Source organism: Granulicatella sp., assembly GCF_057274575.1.
In genome coordinates, this window is record NZ_DBHISP010000021.1 from 1 (window position 1) to 16845 (window position 16845).

Below are 16845 nucleotides of genomic sequence, written 5' to 3' on the forward strand. Positions count from 1 at the left end.
ACATAGCCAATTTTTTCTTTAATCGCAAGTCGATTTGCTGAAAGTTCTTGTCCATCGACAAAAATTTCGCCACTTGTTGGATTGATGACACTTACTAGGGATTTAATGGTTGTTGATTTTCCTGCACCATTATGTCCAATCAGTCCGATGATTTTTCCACTTTCAATCGTTAAATTGAGTCCATCTAAAGCGACTGTTTGTCCATATATTTTTGAAACATTTTTAAATTCAATCATGTAAATTCCTCCTTATGCCCCTGTTTATCTCTATTATATAACTAGAATCCGCATAAAAAAAGAAATTTTCTTGCCTTGAAAGAGAACTTTTTTGCTAAAAAGCTTTACATTCGATTACTACGAATCCTTACGGATATCTTCATAATAGTGGTAATAGAGCACCGGTTCGAGCCTATGGTCTCTCACCTTTAAAACCATCCCTCATTACCACTATTATAGAATCCATATGATTCTTCGTAATCTTAATGAGTGCTTCTATTTTTATATTTCTTCAAAATTTTTAAAATGTTTATTTTACACTACAAAATAATAAATTTCCTAAATTTATCATGATTAAAAAGAGGTTTTATGCTAAAATACTCTTGATAAGAAAGCGTTTTATAATTTTAGAAGTAGTATAACTGACAAAAATATTTATAAAAGGTAGGTGAATAAAAATGTATCGTTATGTTATCTCTGTCATCTTACTACTAGCTTTAATTCTCGCAAAAATCTTTTTAAAAGAAGATAAAAAAATAACCCAAAACAAAGAATCACAGGGTATTTGGATGCTAGCAAAAAAAGATACCTTTGCCTATGTTTTTAGGCATACAACTATCGTTGATGTTATTTGATTTATTTGAATTTTTGGAAGAGAATGGTGTAAAAAAATATATGTTGGTGCTCAATTATTTGCTACAGTGACACGAGAAATAAACAGAGCATCTCCTCACGGAACTTATCTATTCGCTTGTGAATAGAATTAAGTAAACACTACAAGTTTAAGAGCTTATAATTTAACAAAGGCAGATAGTATAGTACAAACTTTAATCGGACTTATTGCAACGGTTGCTTTTGCATAGTCCGTATGCGTTAGTAACGGGAATTACTCAATTGGGGTGGTAATAATGTTAAAAAAAATAAAAGATTCATATAATTTTTCGGTTCCTGTTTTAAGTCTTACGATTTTTTTGAAGTTTTCACTTGATATTTTTTATGATATTTTTTATGGTGAAAGCTTTGGTGATAGTATTTCTTTTGAACGAACAATGTTACTTACTTTATTTATTTGTATGGGTATTCACATTTATAAAAATATGAACAACCACCCTGAATAGGGTGGTTGTTCTTCTTATGTTTTGTTTACTTAGATTTTGAAAACCGACAAGCAAATGAAATTTCAAAAATGGAAGTTTAATTGCTTTTGGTTGTATGGGCGGAGTAAGCTCCTAAATAGTGCCATTAAAATTAATTATACTGATAAAAAACTGAAAAAAAAGACTGTTAAAAAGAAAAAACAGGAATATAATTGATATATACATAAAAACAAAATAAAAGGTCGTTTTAATCGGGACTGACCCAAAAAAGTGAGAATTTAATAAAAACACCCTAGGGCTACTGTCTCCGGTATTCAACCGGAGACAGGTAGTCCAATTTTTATTGGATTTTTTCATTCTCATTTACGGAGATCAGTGCCCTAAAAAGCAAGTTTTTTCTTTTTATATCAATACTTATAGACTGTTTTTAAAACCGTAGTTGATTGTATATAGTATCAAGATAAGAAGAAAAAATTCCTAAAGGAATTTTTTTAAACAAAAACCACCCTAAAAAAAGGGTGGTTTTTGAATTATTTTTTTAAATAATAAAAGTTAACTAAACACCGACAATTAAAAATCAAACCTCATTTTTTTATCATCAATCACTAAATTTATCTCTTGGATTTTTCCATAAAAACAAATATAAAAAATATCCTATCCATATAGCAAAAAAAACCATACGAAAATGAGGATTAAATAAAACTGAAGAATCGTAAAAAGAATAGCCTAAAAACACGTACACTATAATTCCCATAATTCTTGATGATTTTTTAAAAGAGTAAACTGCTTTTTTAAACACTATTGCCACCCCACTGCTGTAATAGAAAGTAAGAGGAATGAAGGATTGGCATTCAAAACATATCCATTAGGAGTTAATTCAACATAAGGTTCTATTTTTGCTTCTTCTTCTCTTGTTAATTGTCTTTCTTCTAATTTTACAATTTCATAAGTTTCTTCATCTGCATAAACACTAGTAGTTAAAACACTCATACCAACTACGTTACCTAAAACCAAAAACGTAAACAACATTACTATTCTTTTTATCCAGTTTTTTTAACATTGTGAAAACCTCCTTGATTTTTATTTTATTTTTATGTATATACTAATTTTACTCCTCATTTTTTGTTTTTGATAGTCTTTTTTTTTTCATATTCTGTAGCAGTATAATTAATTTTTACAGTACTAAATTAGGGGCTTGCTCCGCCCCTATAACCCCGAGTAAGCGTGCGACGCTTGATTCGACCTCTAGCAATTAAAATTCCAAATAATCAAAAATCGCATAACAACAATGTTTATTAAGTACTCAAAACCGAGTACTCGGGCTATTTTTTGCTATCATCCAAACACCTTGTGCTGCAAGGTCTAGCACATAATGTTCTAGCAGTTTCCCTTATGCTTTGCACAAAATTTAACTTGAATTTTAACGTGGTTCCATTGAACGTATTTGTGTTTTAAATGCGACTGAATAAAAAATACCCTTTCCGATTTTAAAAATGTGAAGTGCACCCCAAAAGTTAGACACAAAATCTAACTTTTGGGGTGCACTTCACATTCTGATGGCTTTTTGTTTACTAATTATTCATTTTCTTCGTCAACTAATTGTTGCGCAAAGTCTTTCATATTGCCTTTGATGGCTTCATCTGAAAGAGATGCAGTTGGATTTTCTGTTGCAGCTGTTTCAGCAGTTGCCTCAGTCACCTCTTCTGTTGTTTCTTCTTCGCGGTCTACAATCGCTAATGAACTTACAATCGCATCTTGATCGAGACGCATCATACGAACTCCAAGTGCGCCACGGCCTGTTTGAGACACGTCTTCGGCATGGAATCTGATAATAATCCCTTTATTCGTCATGATAAGTAAGTCTTCGTCTCCAGTTACGGTACGTAGGCAGACAAGTGGTCCGTTTTTCTCAGTAATACGAAGTGTACGAACCCCTTTACCGCCGCGGCCTTTCAATGCGTATTCGATTGCAGCTGTACGTTTTCCGTATCCTTTTTCACTCACAACTAATACTTCATTATCAGGAGTTAAAATATCCATTCCAATCACATAGTCACCATCACGTAGAGAAACCCCACGAACACCTGAAGCTGTACGACCCATCGCACGAACTTTATCTTCATGGAAGCTTACGGCGTTACCGTGATAAGTTCCAAGGATAATGCCGTCATTTCCGCTTGTGACTACTACACGAATCAATTCATCATCTTCGCGTAATTGGATGGCACGTAGACCATTTGTACGGATATTCTTGAATTCTGATAGACGGACACGTTTCACTGTTCCACGTAAAGTAGTGAAGAACAAATAACGTTCTGTTTCGTCAGATTCTGGAACACTGATAATCGCTTGGATTTTCTCAGCTGAATCAATGTTTAATAAGTTGATAACTGGTAATCCTTTTGCTGTACGGCTATATTCAGGAATTTCATATCCTTTTGCTTGGTAAACTTTCCCTGTATTCGTAAAGAAGAGGAGTGAATCATGTGTTGAACATGAAATCATGTTTTCCACGTAGTCATCATCATGGACGCTCATTCCTTGAACTCCACGTCCTCCACGGCGTTGTGCCTTGAATTCAGTGTTGGCAAGACGTTTGATATATCCATTCTTCGTTAATGTAATCACGACATCTTCTTGTTCGATTAAATCTTCATCTTCAAGGCTTAATGCTTCTCCGACTAATAATTCTGTACGACGAGGATTGTCGAAACGTTGTTGGATTTCAAGAAGTTCTTGTTCGATGATTTCGTAACGAAGTTCTTCGCTCGCTAATACTTTTTCTAAGTATTGAATCGTTGCTTGTAATTCGTTGTATTCTGCATCGATTTTCTCGCGTTCTAATCCTGTTAAACGAACCATACGCATATCAAGGATCGCTTGTGCTTGTTTATCGCTTAAGCCGTATTCATTCATGAAGCGGTCTTTAGCGATATCTCCACTAGCTGAACTTCTTAAGATGGCCACAATCGCATCGATATGATCTAAGGCGATTTGTAACCCTTCTAAAATATGAGCGCGGTCTTCCGCTTTTTTCTTATCGAATAAGCTACGACGACGAACGACTTCTTCTTGGTGATCTAAGTAATGGCGTAAAATTTCTTTTAAGCTCAATACTTTTGGCTCTTGATTGACAATCGCAAGCATATTGAATCCGAAGTTTGATTGTAATGGTGTTAATTTGTATAAATTATTTAATACAACAGATGCTGAAACATCACGACGTACTTCAATCACGACACGCATTCCAACACGGTCAGATTCATCGTTTAAGTAAGTAATGCCTTCGATTTTCTTCTCGTGGTGTAATTGTGCGATACGTTCTACTAAACGCGCTTTATTTACCATATATGGTAATTCAGTGATGATGATGCGTTCTTTTCCGTTTTTCAATTCTTCGATTTGTACGCGTCCACGAACCGTAATCGATCCGCGTCCTGTTTCGTACGCACGACGAATTCCAGATTTACCTAAGACAATTCCTCCAGTTGGAAAGTCAGGTCCAGGGAGAGCTTCCATCAACTCAGTAGTGGTTACATCAGGGTTCTTCATTAATAAGTGAAGAGCAGAGATGACTTCCGCCAAGTTATGTGGTGGAATATTTGTTGCCATCCCAACCGCAATCCCTGTTGCACCGTTTACTAATAAGTTTGGAATACGTGCTGGTAATACTTCCGGTTCATGTTCTGTTGAATCGTAGTTATCACGGAAATTAATAGTATCTTTGTTAATATCGCGAAGCATTTCAAGAGCAATTTTACTCATACGAGCCTCTGTATAACGCATCGCAGCAGCTCCGTCCCCATCGACAGAACCAAAGTTACCGTGACCATCAATTAATGGGTAACGGTATGAGAAATCTTGTGCCATACGAACCATGGCATCGTAAATTGCAGAGTCACCGTGTGGGTGATATTTACCCATTACGTCTCCGACAATACGCGCAGATTTTTTATGCGGTTTGTCCGGTGTTACTCCAAGTTCACTCATTCCATATAGAATACGACGGTGCACTGGTTTTAATCCATCGCGCACATCTGGTAGGGCACGCGATACAATAACACTCATCGAATACTCTAGAAATGATTTACGCATCGTTTGTACTAAATCAGTTGATTCAAAAGTTTCTTCAAAGTGTTTCACTTCTTCAGACATAATTCGTCTCCTTTTCTATTCTTCTCTTCAAATTCGATTACTGGATTAGATATCTAAATCTTCCATATTGATGTATTTCGCATTGCTTTCAATGAATTCACGACGTGGTTCTACACGGTCGCCCATCAAGATATCTAAAATTTGATCCGCTTCTGCAGCATCTTCCACAGATACTTGTAACATTGAACGGTTTTCAGGGTTCATGGTTGTTTCCCATAATTGTTCCGCATCCATTTCCCCAAGACCTTTGTATCGTGATAATTGTGGTTTTGGATGTGCTGGTAATTCTTTTAGTTTCGCTTCTAACTCTTCATCATTTTGAATGTAGTATTCATTTTTCCCTTGTTTCAATTTGTAAAGAGGTGGTTGTGCGATGTAAATATATCCAGCTTCCACTGCAGGGCGCATATAACGATAGAAAAGAGTAATGAGCAATGTACGGATGTGACTTCCATCGACATCGGCATCGGTCATGATGACTAATTTTTGGTAACGAGCTTTCGATAAATCAAAATCTCCACCAAAACCAGTTCCCATCGCTGTAAAGAGCGAACGAATTTCTTCGTTGGCTAAAATTTTATCGAGTGTTGCTTTTTCAACATTCAAAATTTTCCCGCGGATTGGTAAAATCGCTTGGAAATGACGTGAACGTCCTTGTTTTGCTGACCCACCCGCAGAATCTCCTTCGACGATGAATAATTCAGTAATCGTTGGGTCATTACTTGAGCAGTCTGCTAATTTCCCTGGTAAGTTTGAAATTTCTAAACCAGATTTCTTACGAGTCACTTCACGGGCACGTTTTGCAGCAAGACGCGCTTTCGAAGCTAAAATCCCTTTTTCGACAATCTTACGTGCCACTTGAGGATTTTCCATTAAGAATTTATCGAAGTGTGTAGAAAACAGGCGGTCTGTAATCGTTCGAGCTTCAGAGTTTCCTAATTTCGTTTTCGTTTGTCCTTCGAACTGTGGATCAGGGTGTTTGATAGAAACAACGGCTGTTAAACCTTCACGGACATCTTCACCGCTTAGTTTCTCTTCATTTTCTTTCATCAATTTTTGACGACGCGCGTAATCATTAATCACACGTGTTAAGGCCGTCTTCATCCCTGATTCGTGAGTACCACCTTCATAAGTGTGGATATTATTCGTAAAACTGAGAAGGTTTGTATGGTATCCAGAAGTGTATTGCATTGCAACTTCTACTTGAATGCCATCTTGTTCTCCTTCTACGTAAATTGGCTCTTCGAATAACACTTGTTTTGATTTATTCAAGTGTTCGACATAGCTCTTAATCCCGCCTTCGTAGCAAAAAGATTTTTTCACTGGCTCTTCTTCGCGGAAATCCGTAATCGTTAATTTTAATCCTTTATTCAAGAACGCTAATTCACGCACACGGTTGGCTAATTTATCAAATTCAAAGACAGTTGTTTCTTGGAAAATTTCAGAGTCTGGTACAAAGTATACGCTTGTACCATGTTTATCGGTTGTCCCAATAATTTTTAAATCTTCTAATACAGCACCACGGCTATAGGATTGCTCGTAAATATTACCATCTTTAAAGACTTGAACGGTTAAATCTGTTGAAAGAGCATTTACAACAGAAGCCCCAACCCCGTGAAGACCCCCAGAAACTTTATAGCCTCCGCCGCCGAATTTACCACCGGCGTGAAGCACTGTAAATACCGTTTCTACGGCAGGACGACCTGTTTTTTCTTGAATATCAACTGGAATCCCACGACCATCATCGGTTACACGAATATGGTTTTCTTTAGTGATTTCAATTTCAATATGAGTGGCAAATCCTGCTAAAGCCTCATCAATCGAATTATCCACGATTTCCCAAACAAGGTGGTGCAACCCGGCACTACTTGTTGAACCAATATACATCCCAGGACGTTTACGAACAGCTTCGAGTCCTTCTAATACTTGAATCTGACTGGCATCATATTGCGCAGCTAATTCAGCTTTGTTTTCTTCTGTCATATGCTAATTCTCACTCTCCGTTTTTAAAATAGTTCCTTTTTCAATCGGTATTACGACCGGTTCATTAATAAATTGTTGCTTAATCCCATCCAGGCTTGTTGTGGTAATAAAGGTTTGAACTTTATTTTCAATCGCCTTAATCAGATGAGTTTGTCTGTCATCATCGAGTTCAGAAAGTACATCATCTAACAATAGAAGAGGATACTCGCCTGTCGATAATTTCATCAATTCGATTTCCGCAAGCTTTAAACTCAGAACGGTCGAACGTTGCTGTCCTTGCGAACCGTACGTTTGAACCGGAATCTCGTTCAAATAAAAAATCAAATCGTCACGGTGCGGTCCAATCAGCGTTGTGGCTTGATCCGCCTCACGAGTTTGATTCTTCTTGAATTGATCGATATAGATTTCTTTCATTTGCGAAGGAGTCAGTCCGTCCTCCAGAGGAATCGTTGCTTGATACGAAACCGAGAATTTCTCACGACCAAGCGATAACTGATCATGAATCGGAATGGCTAAAGCCTCCAATTGCTTCATAAAATCGAGACGATGAAAGACGATTTTACTAGCTAACTCGCTTAACATCTCGCTTAAAACCTCTAAGTATTCGTCCGGTTGCTTTTTCTTAATGGCTAGCTGTTTCAAATACGTATTGCGTTGTTTTAAGACGCGATTATATTCCACTAAATCATAGAGGTAGAGGGAACTCATTTGTCCAAGTTCCATATCCACGAATTTACGTCTATTTTGCGGAGACCCTTTGACAAGCGTGAGGTTCTCTGGGGCAAAGAGGATGACATTTAAGTTTCCAAGGTAGGAACTCAGTCGTTTTTGCTCCAAATAATTCACTTTCGCGATTTTTCCTTTTTTAGAAAATTGCAATTCTAAATTCGTCTTTGTCGCTGTTTTTTCAACGGTCCCTTTAATTGTCGCAAAGTCTTTTTTCCATCCAATCAGTTCTTTGTCGTTTGTAGTGCGGTGGCTCTTTGTCATCGCCAAGGCATAAATCGACTCCATCAGGTTGGTTTTGCCCTGTGCATTTTCACCAATAAAAACATGCACACCCTCTGTAAACTCTAGTTGGACAGATTCATAATTACGAAAATTTTGTAATTGTAAATTAGTCAGCTTCATGCGTCATGTGTGTTCAAATCATTTTCATCCGATTTCATTTCTTTCACAATAAAAATACCCTCATCAGGTATTTCGACACGTGTATTCGGATATAATTTTCTACCACGTCGATTTTCTAACTCTCCATCTACAAAAACTGTATATTCTTGCAGGTACCATTTTGCTTGTCCGCCCGTTGTAATGACGTCAATATGTTTTAAAAATTGCCCTAATGTAATGTACTCATCAGAGATCGATACGATAGTTGTCATGAACTTCCTCTTTTCTAATGGATATTGGTGAGAACTCCATTAAACTCATGCATGCTCACATATTTTTAAGTAGAATAACTCTAGATTATTATACATTTTTTATAAGCTTTTCGCAAAGAAATTGCAAATTTTAGGGGGTTATTTCAATTTTGAGGCAAAAACATCAAAAAAGCCTAAAAAAACAAAAAACAAAATTTACTAGGATTTTTTCAAAATTTTAGATTTTTGGAGCTAAAATCTCCCCAAAATCGTGCTGCCCAAAATTCACTTATAAGTGAATTTCGGGAAATTGAGCAGATGAGGGTTGAAATATATGCTATACTATTGATAAATAAAGTATTTCGAGGATTCTAATATGAATATTGAGTCATTAAAAAGAGAATTAGAGGAAGAAATTCAACATAGAAATTACGATTCATTGGTTTATAAATTGTTTGATGAATCGAATACCACGCCTTTTGCAGTACATCTTTTCTATAAAAATCATTTATTTATGGTGAATAGTAGAGATGATAGATCTTATGTTTTAGGAAAGACATTTGAATTTACAAATTTCATTGATGCAAAAGAGAAGTTTTTCAATATTTTAGACTTTATTGTTCGAGAAGGTCGTAGAGAGGTAGCTAAACGCGGAAGTTATATGTATCCTTCTCCATTATGGGATGATTATAAAAACTAAGAATCAAAAAGGAATTAGGCAGTATTCACTGCTTAATTCCTTTTTCTATGAATAAAAAAACTCGAGCCTTCAAAACGAAAGCTCGAGTGAAAGTTTGATTCTCTATGATTACCCGTTGAATGTACGAACAGGTGTCACTAATTGAATGAAGCTATGTGGAATACCAGAGTGGTCTTCTTTTAGTTTCAATGTGAATGGACGGTTTGCTTCTAAGAAGTTGATCACGGCTTCTGAAGAACCGAATAATTTCAACGCTTCTTTTAAGTAGTCTGGGTTGAATGAAATTTCAAGTGGAGCTCCTTCGAAGTTTTCCACAGCGATTTCTTCTTCAACCGTACCCACTTCAGGAGATTTCCCTGTTAATAGAATCCGTTCCGATGAAAGTGTTAATGTCGCAATATTGTTTTTATCGGTATGTGACATTAATGAAGCACGTTCTACAGCTGCTACAAGTTCACTTGCAACGACTGTAATGGAAGTGTTCGCTCCGTCGTTAATTAAACGATCTGTATCAGGGTACATTCCTTCTAATAAACGAGAGTAGAAGGATAATGTTTCTGTTTGGAACAAGATTTGATTATCTGTAATCGCAAAATCTATTGTTTCTAATCCATCGATAATACGAGATAATTCTAATAATATTTTACCAGGTAATGTCATTTCAAAAGTCAATGCATCACTTCCAGCTGGCATTTGTAGTGGAATGATCCGTTGGCTTAAACGGTGAGAGTCCGTTGCGACTGCTTTTAATTGGTTGTCTTTAATCACCATATGAATCCCTGTTAAGATTGGACGAGATTCTGCAGTTGAAACGGCAACGGCTGTTTGTACAATCACTTGTCTAAATAATGGTACAGGAATGGTAATCACATGATTTTTTTCGATTTCAGGTAATTGTGGATAATCCACTGCAGATAAACCATTTAATGTAAATGATGCACTACCTGCTGTAATCGTTGCTTGTAATTGATCGTTTGTTTCGATAGAGAAGAGATTTAAAGGTAATTTTTTAACGATTTCTCCAAAGAAACGAGCAGGAAGAACGATGCTACCTGGTTCTTGGACTGTTAATTGTAATTCTTCGTCTTCGATTGGTAAGAATACTTCGATAGAAACTTCTGAATCACTACCTGTTAATGTTAATCCTTCTTCACTTGCAACTAATTTAATCCCAGTTAAAATTGGAATCGTTGTTTTTGATGGAATCGCACGTTGAACATCGACTAGATTTTTTAAAAATCCTTGTCTGTTTACTGAAAATTTCATAACTTCCTCCTTTTGGATGTCCTTTTATATTTAATTTATTTATAAAAAAATAGTAATAGTAGTAGGAGCTGTGTATTCTGTGGAAAAGTGAAGAATCCCTACAGCTCTTTCATTTTTGATTGTGGATAAGTATTGTGGATAAATAGCTTGAATTTTTTGAGTTATCCACCGATTACTGATGAAGCAATCCTTTAATTTCATTAATGACTTGAGTTGTTTCACTATTTTCTTTTACTTCTAAGCTGATTTTTTCATAAGCATGAAGAACGGTTGAATGGTCTCTACCAAAGTCAGATCCAATTTTTTGTAAAGAACTTCCTGTTAATTCACGTGAAAGATACATGGCGATTTGACGAGGTTGAACCATTGTTTTCGTTCTCTTTTTCCCTTTAATATCTTCAACAGTAATATTGTAATATTTGGCAACAGCACTTTGAATATCATGAATCGATAGTAATCTTTCTTTACCACCTGGTAGGAGATTTTTCAAAGCTTCTGCGGCTAAATCTGTTGAAATATCTTCGCCAACCATCACGGAATAGGCTTGAAGACGCATTAGGGCCCCTTCCAACTCACGTACGTTTGATTGAATATGTCCTGCCACATAGCTTAGTACATCGATTGGAATATTAAATCCAAGGGATTGTGCTTTATTTTGTAAAATCGCAATCCGAGTTTCTAAGTCCGGTGGAGTAATATCCACAGGAAGACCAGAAACGAAACGAGAAACAAGTCTTTCTTGAAGAGCTTTGATTTCTGTTGGTTGTCGGTCACTAGTAAGTACGATTTGTTTTTGGTTATTGAATAAAGCATTAAAAGTATGGAAGAATTCCTCTTGCGTTGCTTCTTTTGCAGCTAAAAATTGAATATCATCGACCAGTAAAATATCCACATTGCGATAACGATTGCGGAATTCTTGTGGTGTCTTTGATCCAATGGAAGCAATCATTTCATTCATAAACTCTTCACTGGTTACATATTTAACGCGTGCTGTTGGATGATTCTTCTTATAATCATTCCCAATCGCTTGCATTAAATGCGTTTTTCCAAGACCTACACCCCCATAGAAAAAGAGTGGGTTATAAGCCGTTCCAGGGTTTTCCGCTACATATCGAGCAGCAGCCGTAGCCATTTGGTTCCCTTTCCCGATAATGAATGTATCAAATGTGTATTTTGGATTTAAATGAGAATCTTCTTCAATCGCAGTTGGAGAAGGATGACTTAATCCAGTCGTCTGTTTTTCTTCTATATTAATGTTGTTTGATTGAAAAGAAGAAACGGATGGTTCGAAATCAGACTCTGGTGTAATAAATCTAGGTTCGAATGATTGTCTGAAATAGTCATATCCAAATTCAATAATGTCTCTTAATAAATTATCTTGCCAGTATCTAGCAAACGTTTGAGAAGGGACTTTAATGTAAAGAATATTTTTTTCAATACGAACCGGTTCAGCAGGTTTTATCCAATGATTAAATGTAAACTCAGAATTTGTTTTTTCAAATTGTTCTAATAATATATCCCAAAAATCTTGAATGGAATTCATAATGCACCTCCTTATAATTCTAAAGATTCTAATCCAGTTAACAGTTTACCATCTTTCCATGGAGTTTTCCACAATTGAATGGAGAAAAGCACAATAAATCAAAGTTTTTAATAAAATTATCCACAAAAATGTGGATAATTGATAAAAATAATAGCGAATAAACAGAGTTATACACAGAAAAATATAAGTTATTCACAGCTGTTTTTATTGATATAAAGAGATTTTAATAATTTATCCACCATTTGTGGATAGACTTATACAAACAGTTTGTTATTTTGTGGATAAGTTGTTGAAAAATAGTGGATGAAGAGTTATTTTTAAAAAAAGATTTCCACTATGATTGTTGATAACTAAAAAAATCGATACAAAAAGACAGTTATTTGTAGAAATTTTTGGAGACATTATGGTATGATACTTCAGTATTTAGCCATTAGATAGTTTATATTGACAATTCAATATTTTATATTTATAATGTACTAGACTGTCTAGGGAGACTAGATATTTCATTTACAGTAGGAGGTGCACATCGAATGAAAAGAACATATCAACCAAGCAAACGTAAACGTCAAAAAGTTCACGGATTCCGTAAACGCATGAGTACAAAAAATGGCCGTAGAGTATTAGCAAGCAGACGCCGTAAAGGTAGAAAAGTTTTAGCAGCTTAGATCACTGAACGTCTCAGTGGTCTTTTTTTTTAAAAAAACATTTCGAGTGACTGGAGATATTCAAGTAGATGAAAAAATCGTATCGAGTGAAAAAAGATCGTGAATTTCAGCAGGTATTCCATAAAGGAAAATCTACAGCTAATCGACAATTTGTTATTTATCAGTTCAATAAGGAAGCTCAAGCGCATTTTCGTGTGGGGATTTCAGTTAGTAAAAAACTTGGAAATGCGGTGACACGGAATCGTCTCAAAAGAAGAATCCGTCATATTCTTATGGAACTGGATGATCAATTAACGCAAAATGTAGATTTTATCGTCATTGCTCGATCGCCCATCGTACAAATGTCTTATCAAGAAATGAAAAGCAGTATGATACATGTTTTAAAATTAGCTACATTATTACCTAAAAATTAAGATTCTTATTATAGGTAGGAATCATTGAAAATTAAATATTCTAAAAGGTGGGACTTTTCAGTGAAGAAAAAAAGTCAATTGATTTTATCATTAGCAGTTTTAACTTTATTTTTAGCGGCCTGTGGAACTTCTCCTGTTACGGAGTCTAGTACAGGTTTTTGGGATAGAATTGTTCTTTATAATTTATCTCAATTTATTATTTGGTTATCTGAATTATTTGGAGGAAGCTACGGGTTAGGAATTATCTTCTTTACGATTATTACTCGTTTGATCATGGTTCCTTTAATGCACTTCCAATATCAAAGCACACGTAAACAAGCAGTTCTTCAACCAGAAATTAAAGCTTTACGTGAAAAATACTCTGCTAGAGATCGTGCAACACAAGAAATGCTTCAAGCAGAAATGAATGCTTTATATGAACGTGAAGGAATCAATCAATATGCTGGTTGTTTACCATTATTAATTCAATTACCAGTAATGATGGCCTTATATCAAGCGATTAGCCGTACAGAAGTTTTAAAAACAGGACATTTCTTATGGTTCCAATTAGACCAACCAGATCCATACTTTATCTTGCCAGTATTAGCTGCTGTGACAACATTAATCACAAGTTGGTTATCTATGAAAATGCAAGATACTGGTGGAGCAGGTAAAGCGATGATGTATATTATGCCAGTGATGATTTTATTTATGTCACTTGGTTTATCAAGTGCTTTATCCCTTTATTGGGTGATCGGAAACATATTTATGGTAGGTCAAACTTTACTATTAAATAATCCATTCAAATTCCAAGAAGAACAAAAAGCGATTATCGCTGAGAAAAAACGTCGTGAAAAGGCGCTTGAAAAAGCAAAGAGAAGACACGGAAAATAATTCTTATATAGAAATCTTGTTGAAATGTCTCAATCATGAGATAATAACAATGATTTTTAAAGAGTAGGAGAGTTTACGATGACAAATACTATTAAAGTAACGGATACTTCAGTAGAAAAAGCGATTCAAAAAGGATTACGTCAATTAGGATTAACCCAAGAAGAAGTAGTTGTTGAAGTGATAACTGAAGGTAAAAAAGGATTGTTTGGCTTTGGCCAAAAAGACGCAATGGTTGCTTTAACTCCAGTTGTTAAAGAAGAAGTTGTGGAAGAAGTTTCTACACCAGCAGTAGAAAAAGCGGTTGAAGAAGTAGTAGTATCTGAAGATGAATCTTTCGAGGAAGATTTTGAAGATGATTTCGAAGACGAAGAAGATGTTGAAGGTTCTGAGAATGAAGAAACAACCGTAGACCGTTTAGAAGAAGCGGCTCATGTAACAAAAGCGTACTTAGAAGGAATTGCGAATACTTATGGTGCAGAAGCAACTGTAACGGTTGAAGTGCGTCGTGATCGTATGACATTTGTATTTGATACAGACAAACAAGGTCTTTTAATCGGTAAACATGGAAAAATTTTAAATGCGTTACAAGTATTAGCGCAAGTTTCGGTCCATCGTTTTGTTAAAGGAAGAATTTCTGTTCAAGTAGATGTTGGTGATTACCGTCAACGCCGTAGTGAAACATTACAACAAATTGCGGAAAGAACAGCTCGTAAAGTATTAAAAACGAAACAACCTGTTTACTTAGAACCACTACCAGCGTATGAAAGAAAACAAATTCATGCTGCATTAAGCAAAAACAAACGTATTTCAACGCATTCTGAGGGGAAAGAACCTCATCGTTACTTAGTTGTTGAGATTGCTGAATAGAAAATAATGAAAGCTTATGACTGTTTCAGTCATAAGCTTTTTTTATATCCAATGAAAGTTAATAAAACATATTTCCAAAAATGTCTCTATAACAATAATTTTATGAATAATAGATAGGTAATAAAAAGTATTAGGATGAAATAAAGTATAAATATTTTGTGAAAACGAAATATTTCAATCACAAAAAAAGAAATATTCCTATAAATACCATCTAAAGTTAAGTTTTTCTTTTGGATAAATTGGAAAATAAAGGTATAATAAAAAATAAATATAGGGAGTATATATTTAATAAAAAAATGAGGAGATATTATGGACATTCAAATTTTTGTGAATCGACGAAAAGAATTAGGTTTATCTCAAATTGAATTGAGTGAGGGTATTTGTACGCAAGCAACACTAAGTCGATTCGAAAATCACGGTCAAATTCCATCCATGAAGATATTGACCTTACTTTGTAAAAAACTACATATGGATGTAGGGGAGTTATTTCCATCTGTAGCAATCAAAGATTCAGTTATAAACAAAAAACTGGATAAAATAGAATTTCATATTGTAAATATGGAATATGAAGAAGCTGAAGAATTAATTCATAGTATAAATGCAGCTCATTTAACCACTCAGCAACTATGGAGATATTTATACTTAAAAGGCTTCACGCAAACATTATTACATAAAGAAAGTACGGATAGCTTTTTCTACTTCAATCAATTATTAGCAGACCATTCTGATGTGGATAATAAATATATTTTCTTAGCGTATACGGGAATTGGACTTATTTATATGAATCAGGGAGACTATGATAAGGCTGAATACTTCTTTGAAAAAGCCATCCACCAAATCGATAATCATACAATTGAATCTATTGAAGATGTATGTCGTGTATTAACGGTTCTATACTATGGTGGAACTTTCTATGCGAAAATTAAAGAATATGATACTAGTGATGTCCTACTAAAACGTGGAATTACAATCTGTAGTGAAAATCATGTCACTTACTATTTAGCTCGCATCAAATATTTACAAGCAGAGAACGCTTATGTGAATGACTCCTCAAGTGAAGAAGTAAAAGAATTGATGAGAGACGCCGCAGCATTTGCCAGAGTGAATAAAAATACGGTATTATTAGAAAAAATAAAAGTATTTAAAGAACTTGTGGCGAAAGGAGAATAGGAATGTCTATTCGTCAAAAAAGAGATGATTTATTCAAAAAAGAAAAATTGGAAGTTCCAGAAGAAATGAAAGAGGAATTTCAAAATGATGACTATGATTTAGATAGTTTTGGAGATGCATTTGTGATGATGCCAAAACTAGAAGAAGATAAGCGTCATCAAAATTTAGAGAAAAACATTAAAAAAGAATGGCTAGAAGATTTTGAATAGATATTTCTTAACACTCTAAAATGAGATAAAAGACCTTGTTTTTCAAGGTCTTTTTAGTTTAAGAAAAATAGAAAATAATCCTTTTCAGAAACTTATGTTTTTAAAAAGAAATTCTTAATGAAAACAGTAGCATTTTAGTTGAAATCACAAACTAGTTATGATAAATTAATATCACTGTTAAGCGAACGTTCGCTTTTAAAACAGTTTCAAAAATCTTCCAAAAAGATGAATGAAATCTGTTGACAGTAAAAATGTCCTATGATAATATATAGGAGTTGTTGCAAAACAACGATTGACCTTTGAAAACTGAACAAAGAAGACGAACCAA

Annotated in this window: 17 protein-coding genes; 9 read left to right on the plus strand and 8 right to left on the minus strand. The window is 34.9% G+C overall.

The features are described from left to right. Positions 1-236: ATP-binding cassette domain-containing protein (locus tag ACO5V7_RS08120; protein WP_485485776.1), on the minus strand; the 236-nt coding region annotated here is incomplete at its 3' end. Positions 237-673: 437 nt separating this feature from the next. On the opposite strand from ACO5V7_RS08120, the gene ACO5V7_RS08125 reads away from it, so the two are divergent. Together ACO5V7_RS08125 and ACO5V7_RS08130 are read left to right on the plus strand one after the other, a co-directional pair. Beyond that, positions 674-850 carry a hypothetical protein gene (locus ACO5V7_RS08125; protein WP_298648590.1) on the plus strand — a complete coding sequence of 59 codons (177 nt, stop codon included), beginning with the start codon at positions 674-676 and terminating at the stop codon, positions 848-850. A 273-nt stretch (positions 851-1123) separates the two neighbouring features. Further along, positions 1124-1333 carry a hypothetical protein gene (locus ACO5V7_RS08130; RefSeq protein WP_298648587.1) on the plus strand — a complete coding sequence of 70 codons (210 nt, stop codon included), beginning with the start codon at positions 1124-1126 and terminating at the stop codon, positions 1331-1333. 777 nt (positions 1334-2110) lie between these two features. Here ACO5V7_RS08130 and ACO5V7_RS08135 read toward each other — a convergent pair. The 5 genes from ACO5V7_RS08135 to yaaA all read right to left on the minus strand — a co-directional run bounded on the left by ACO5V7_RS08135 (position 2111) and on the right by yaaA (position 8832). After that, a complete protein-coding gene (locus tag ACO5V7_RS08135) occupies positions 2111-2341 on the minus strand; it encodes a hypothetical protein (RefSeq protein ID WP_485485777.1) in 231 nt (76 codons plus the stop codon). 546 nt (positions 2342-2887) lie between these two features. Continuing rightward, a complete protein-coding gene (gyrA, locus tag ACO5V7_RS08140) occupies positions 2888-5467 on the minus strand; it encodes a DNA gyrase subunit A (protein WP_485485778.1) in 2580 nt (859 codons plus the stop codon). Between the two features lie 45 nt (positions 5468-5512). Continuing rightward, positions 5513-7450, minus strand: a complete 1938-nt coding sequence (gene gyrB / locus ACO5V7_RS08145) for a DNA topoisomerase (ATP-hydrolyzing) subunit B (RefSeq protein ID WP_485485779.1) — start codon at positions 7448-7450, stop codon at positions 5513-5515. 3 nt (positions 7451-7453) lie between these two features. Next, positions 7454-8581, minus strand: coding sequence for a DNA replication/repair protein RecF (recF, locus tag ACO5V7_RS08150; protein ID WP_070436971.1), 1128 nt, complete (start codon positions 8579-8581; stop codon positions 7454-7456). Next, positions 8578-8832, minus strand: coding sequence for a S4 domain-containing protein YaaA (yaaA, locus tag ACO5V7_RS08155; RefSeq protein WP_005608200.1), 255 nt, complete (start codon positions 8830-8832; stop codon positions 8578-8580). Before yaaA ends, recF begins: the two co-directional genes overlap by 4 nt. A gap of 355 nt (positions 8833-9187) precedes the next feature. Between yaaA and ACO5V7_RS08160 the strand changes: the two genes are divergently transcribed. Continuing rightward, complete coding sequence (locus ACO5V7_RS08160; RefSeq protein WP_485485780.1) at positions 9188-9511, plus strand: Imm59 family immunity protein; 324 nt, start codon at positions 9188-9190, stop codon at positions 9509-9511. Positions 9512-9619: 108 nt separating this feature from the next. On the opposite strand, the gene dnaN is transcribed toward ACO5V7_RS08160, so the two are convergent. Both dnaN and dnaA read right to left on the minus strand, forming a co-directional pair. Further along, positions 9620-10777, minus strand: a complete 1158-nt coding sequence (dnaN, locus tag ACO5V7_RS08165; protein ID WP_485485781.1) for a DNA polymerase III subunit beta — start codon at positions 10775-10777, stop codon at positions 9620-9622. 172 nt (positions 10778-10949) lie between these two features. Further along, positions 10950-12320 (minus strand): chromosomal replication initiator protein DnaA, encoded by a 1371-nt coding sequence (gene dnaA / locus ACO5V7_RS08170; RefSeq protein WP_485485782.1) that lies wholly within the window; start codon positions 12318-12320, stop codon positions 10950-10952. 530 nt (positions 12321-12850) lie between these two features. Here dnaA and rpmH point away from each other — a divergent pair. The 6 genes from rpmH to ACO5V7_RS08200 all read left to right on the plus strand — a co-directional run bounded on the left by rpmH (position 12851) and on the right by ACO5V7_RS08200 (position 16517). Beyond that, positions 12851-12985 carry a 50S ribosomal protein L34 gene (gene rpmH / locus ACO5V7_RS08175; RefSeq protein ID WP_005608206.1) on the plus strand — a complete coding sequence of 45 codons (135 nt, stop codon included), beginning with the start codon at positions 12851-12853 and terminating at the stop codon, positions 12983-12985. A gap of 68 nt (positions 12986-13053) precedes the next feature. Next, complete coding sequence (gene rnpA, locus ACO5V7_RS08180) at positions 13054-13398, plus strand: ribonuclease P protein component (protein WP_485485783.1); 345 nt, start codon at positions 13054-13056, stop codon at positions 13396-13398. Between the two features lie 60 nt (positions 13399-13458). Continuing rightward, positions 13459-14271: a membrane protein insertase YidC gene (gene yidC, locus ACO5V7_RS08185; protein WP_485485784.1), complete on the plus strand. Its 813-nt coding sequence runs from the start codon at positions 13459-13461 to the stop codon at positions 14269-14271. A gap of 78 nt (positions 14272-14349) precedes the next feature. Further along, positions 14350-15138 carry an RNA-binding cell elongation regulator Jag/EloR gene (gene jag, locus ACO5V7_RS08190; protein ID WP_485485785.1) on the plus strand — a complete coding sequence of 263 codons (789 nt, stop codon included), beginning with the start codon at positions 14350-14352 and terminating at the stop codon, positions 15136-15138. A gap of 309 nt (positions 15139-15447) precedes the next feature. Next, positions 15448-16308 (plus strand): helix-turn-helix domain-containing protein, encoded by an 861-nt coding sequence (locus tag ACO5V7_RS08195; protein WP_298648556.1) that lies wholly within the window; start codon positions 15448-15450, stop codon positions 16306-16308. A gap of 2 nt (positions 16309-16310) precedes the next feature. Then, the gene (locus ACO5V7_RS08200; RefSeq protein ID WP_485485786.1) at positions 16311-16517 is read left to right on the plus strand and encodes a hypothetical protein; all 207 of its coding nucleotides are present in this window, start codon (positions 16311-16313) and stop codon (positions 16515-16517) included. Positions 16518-16845 lie beyond the last annotated feature (328 nt).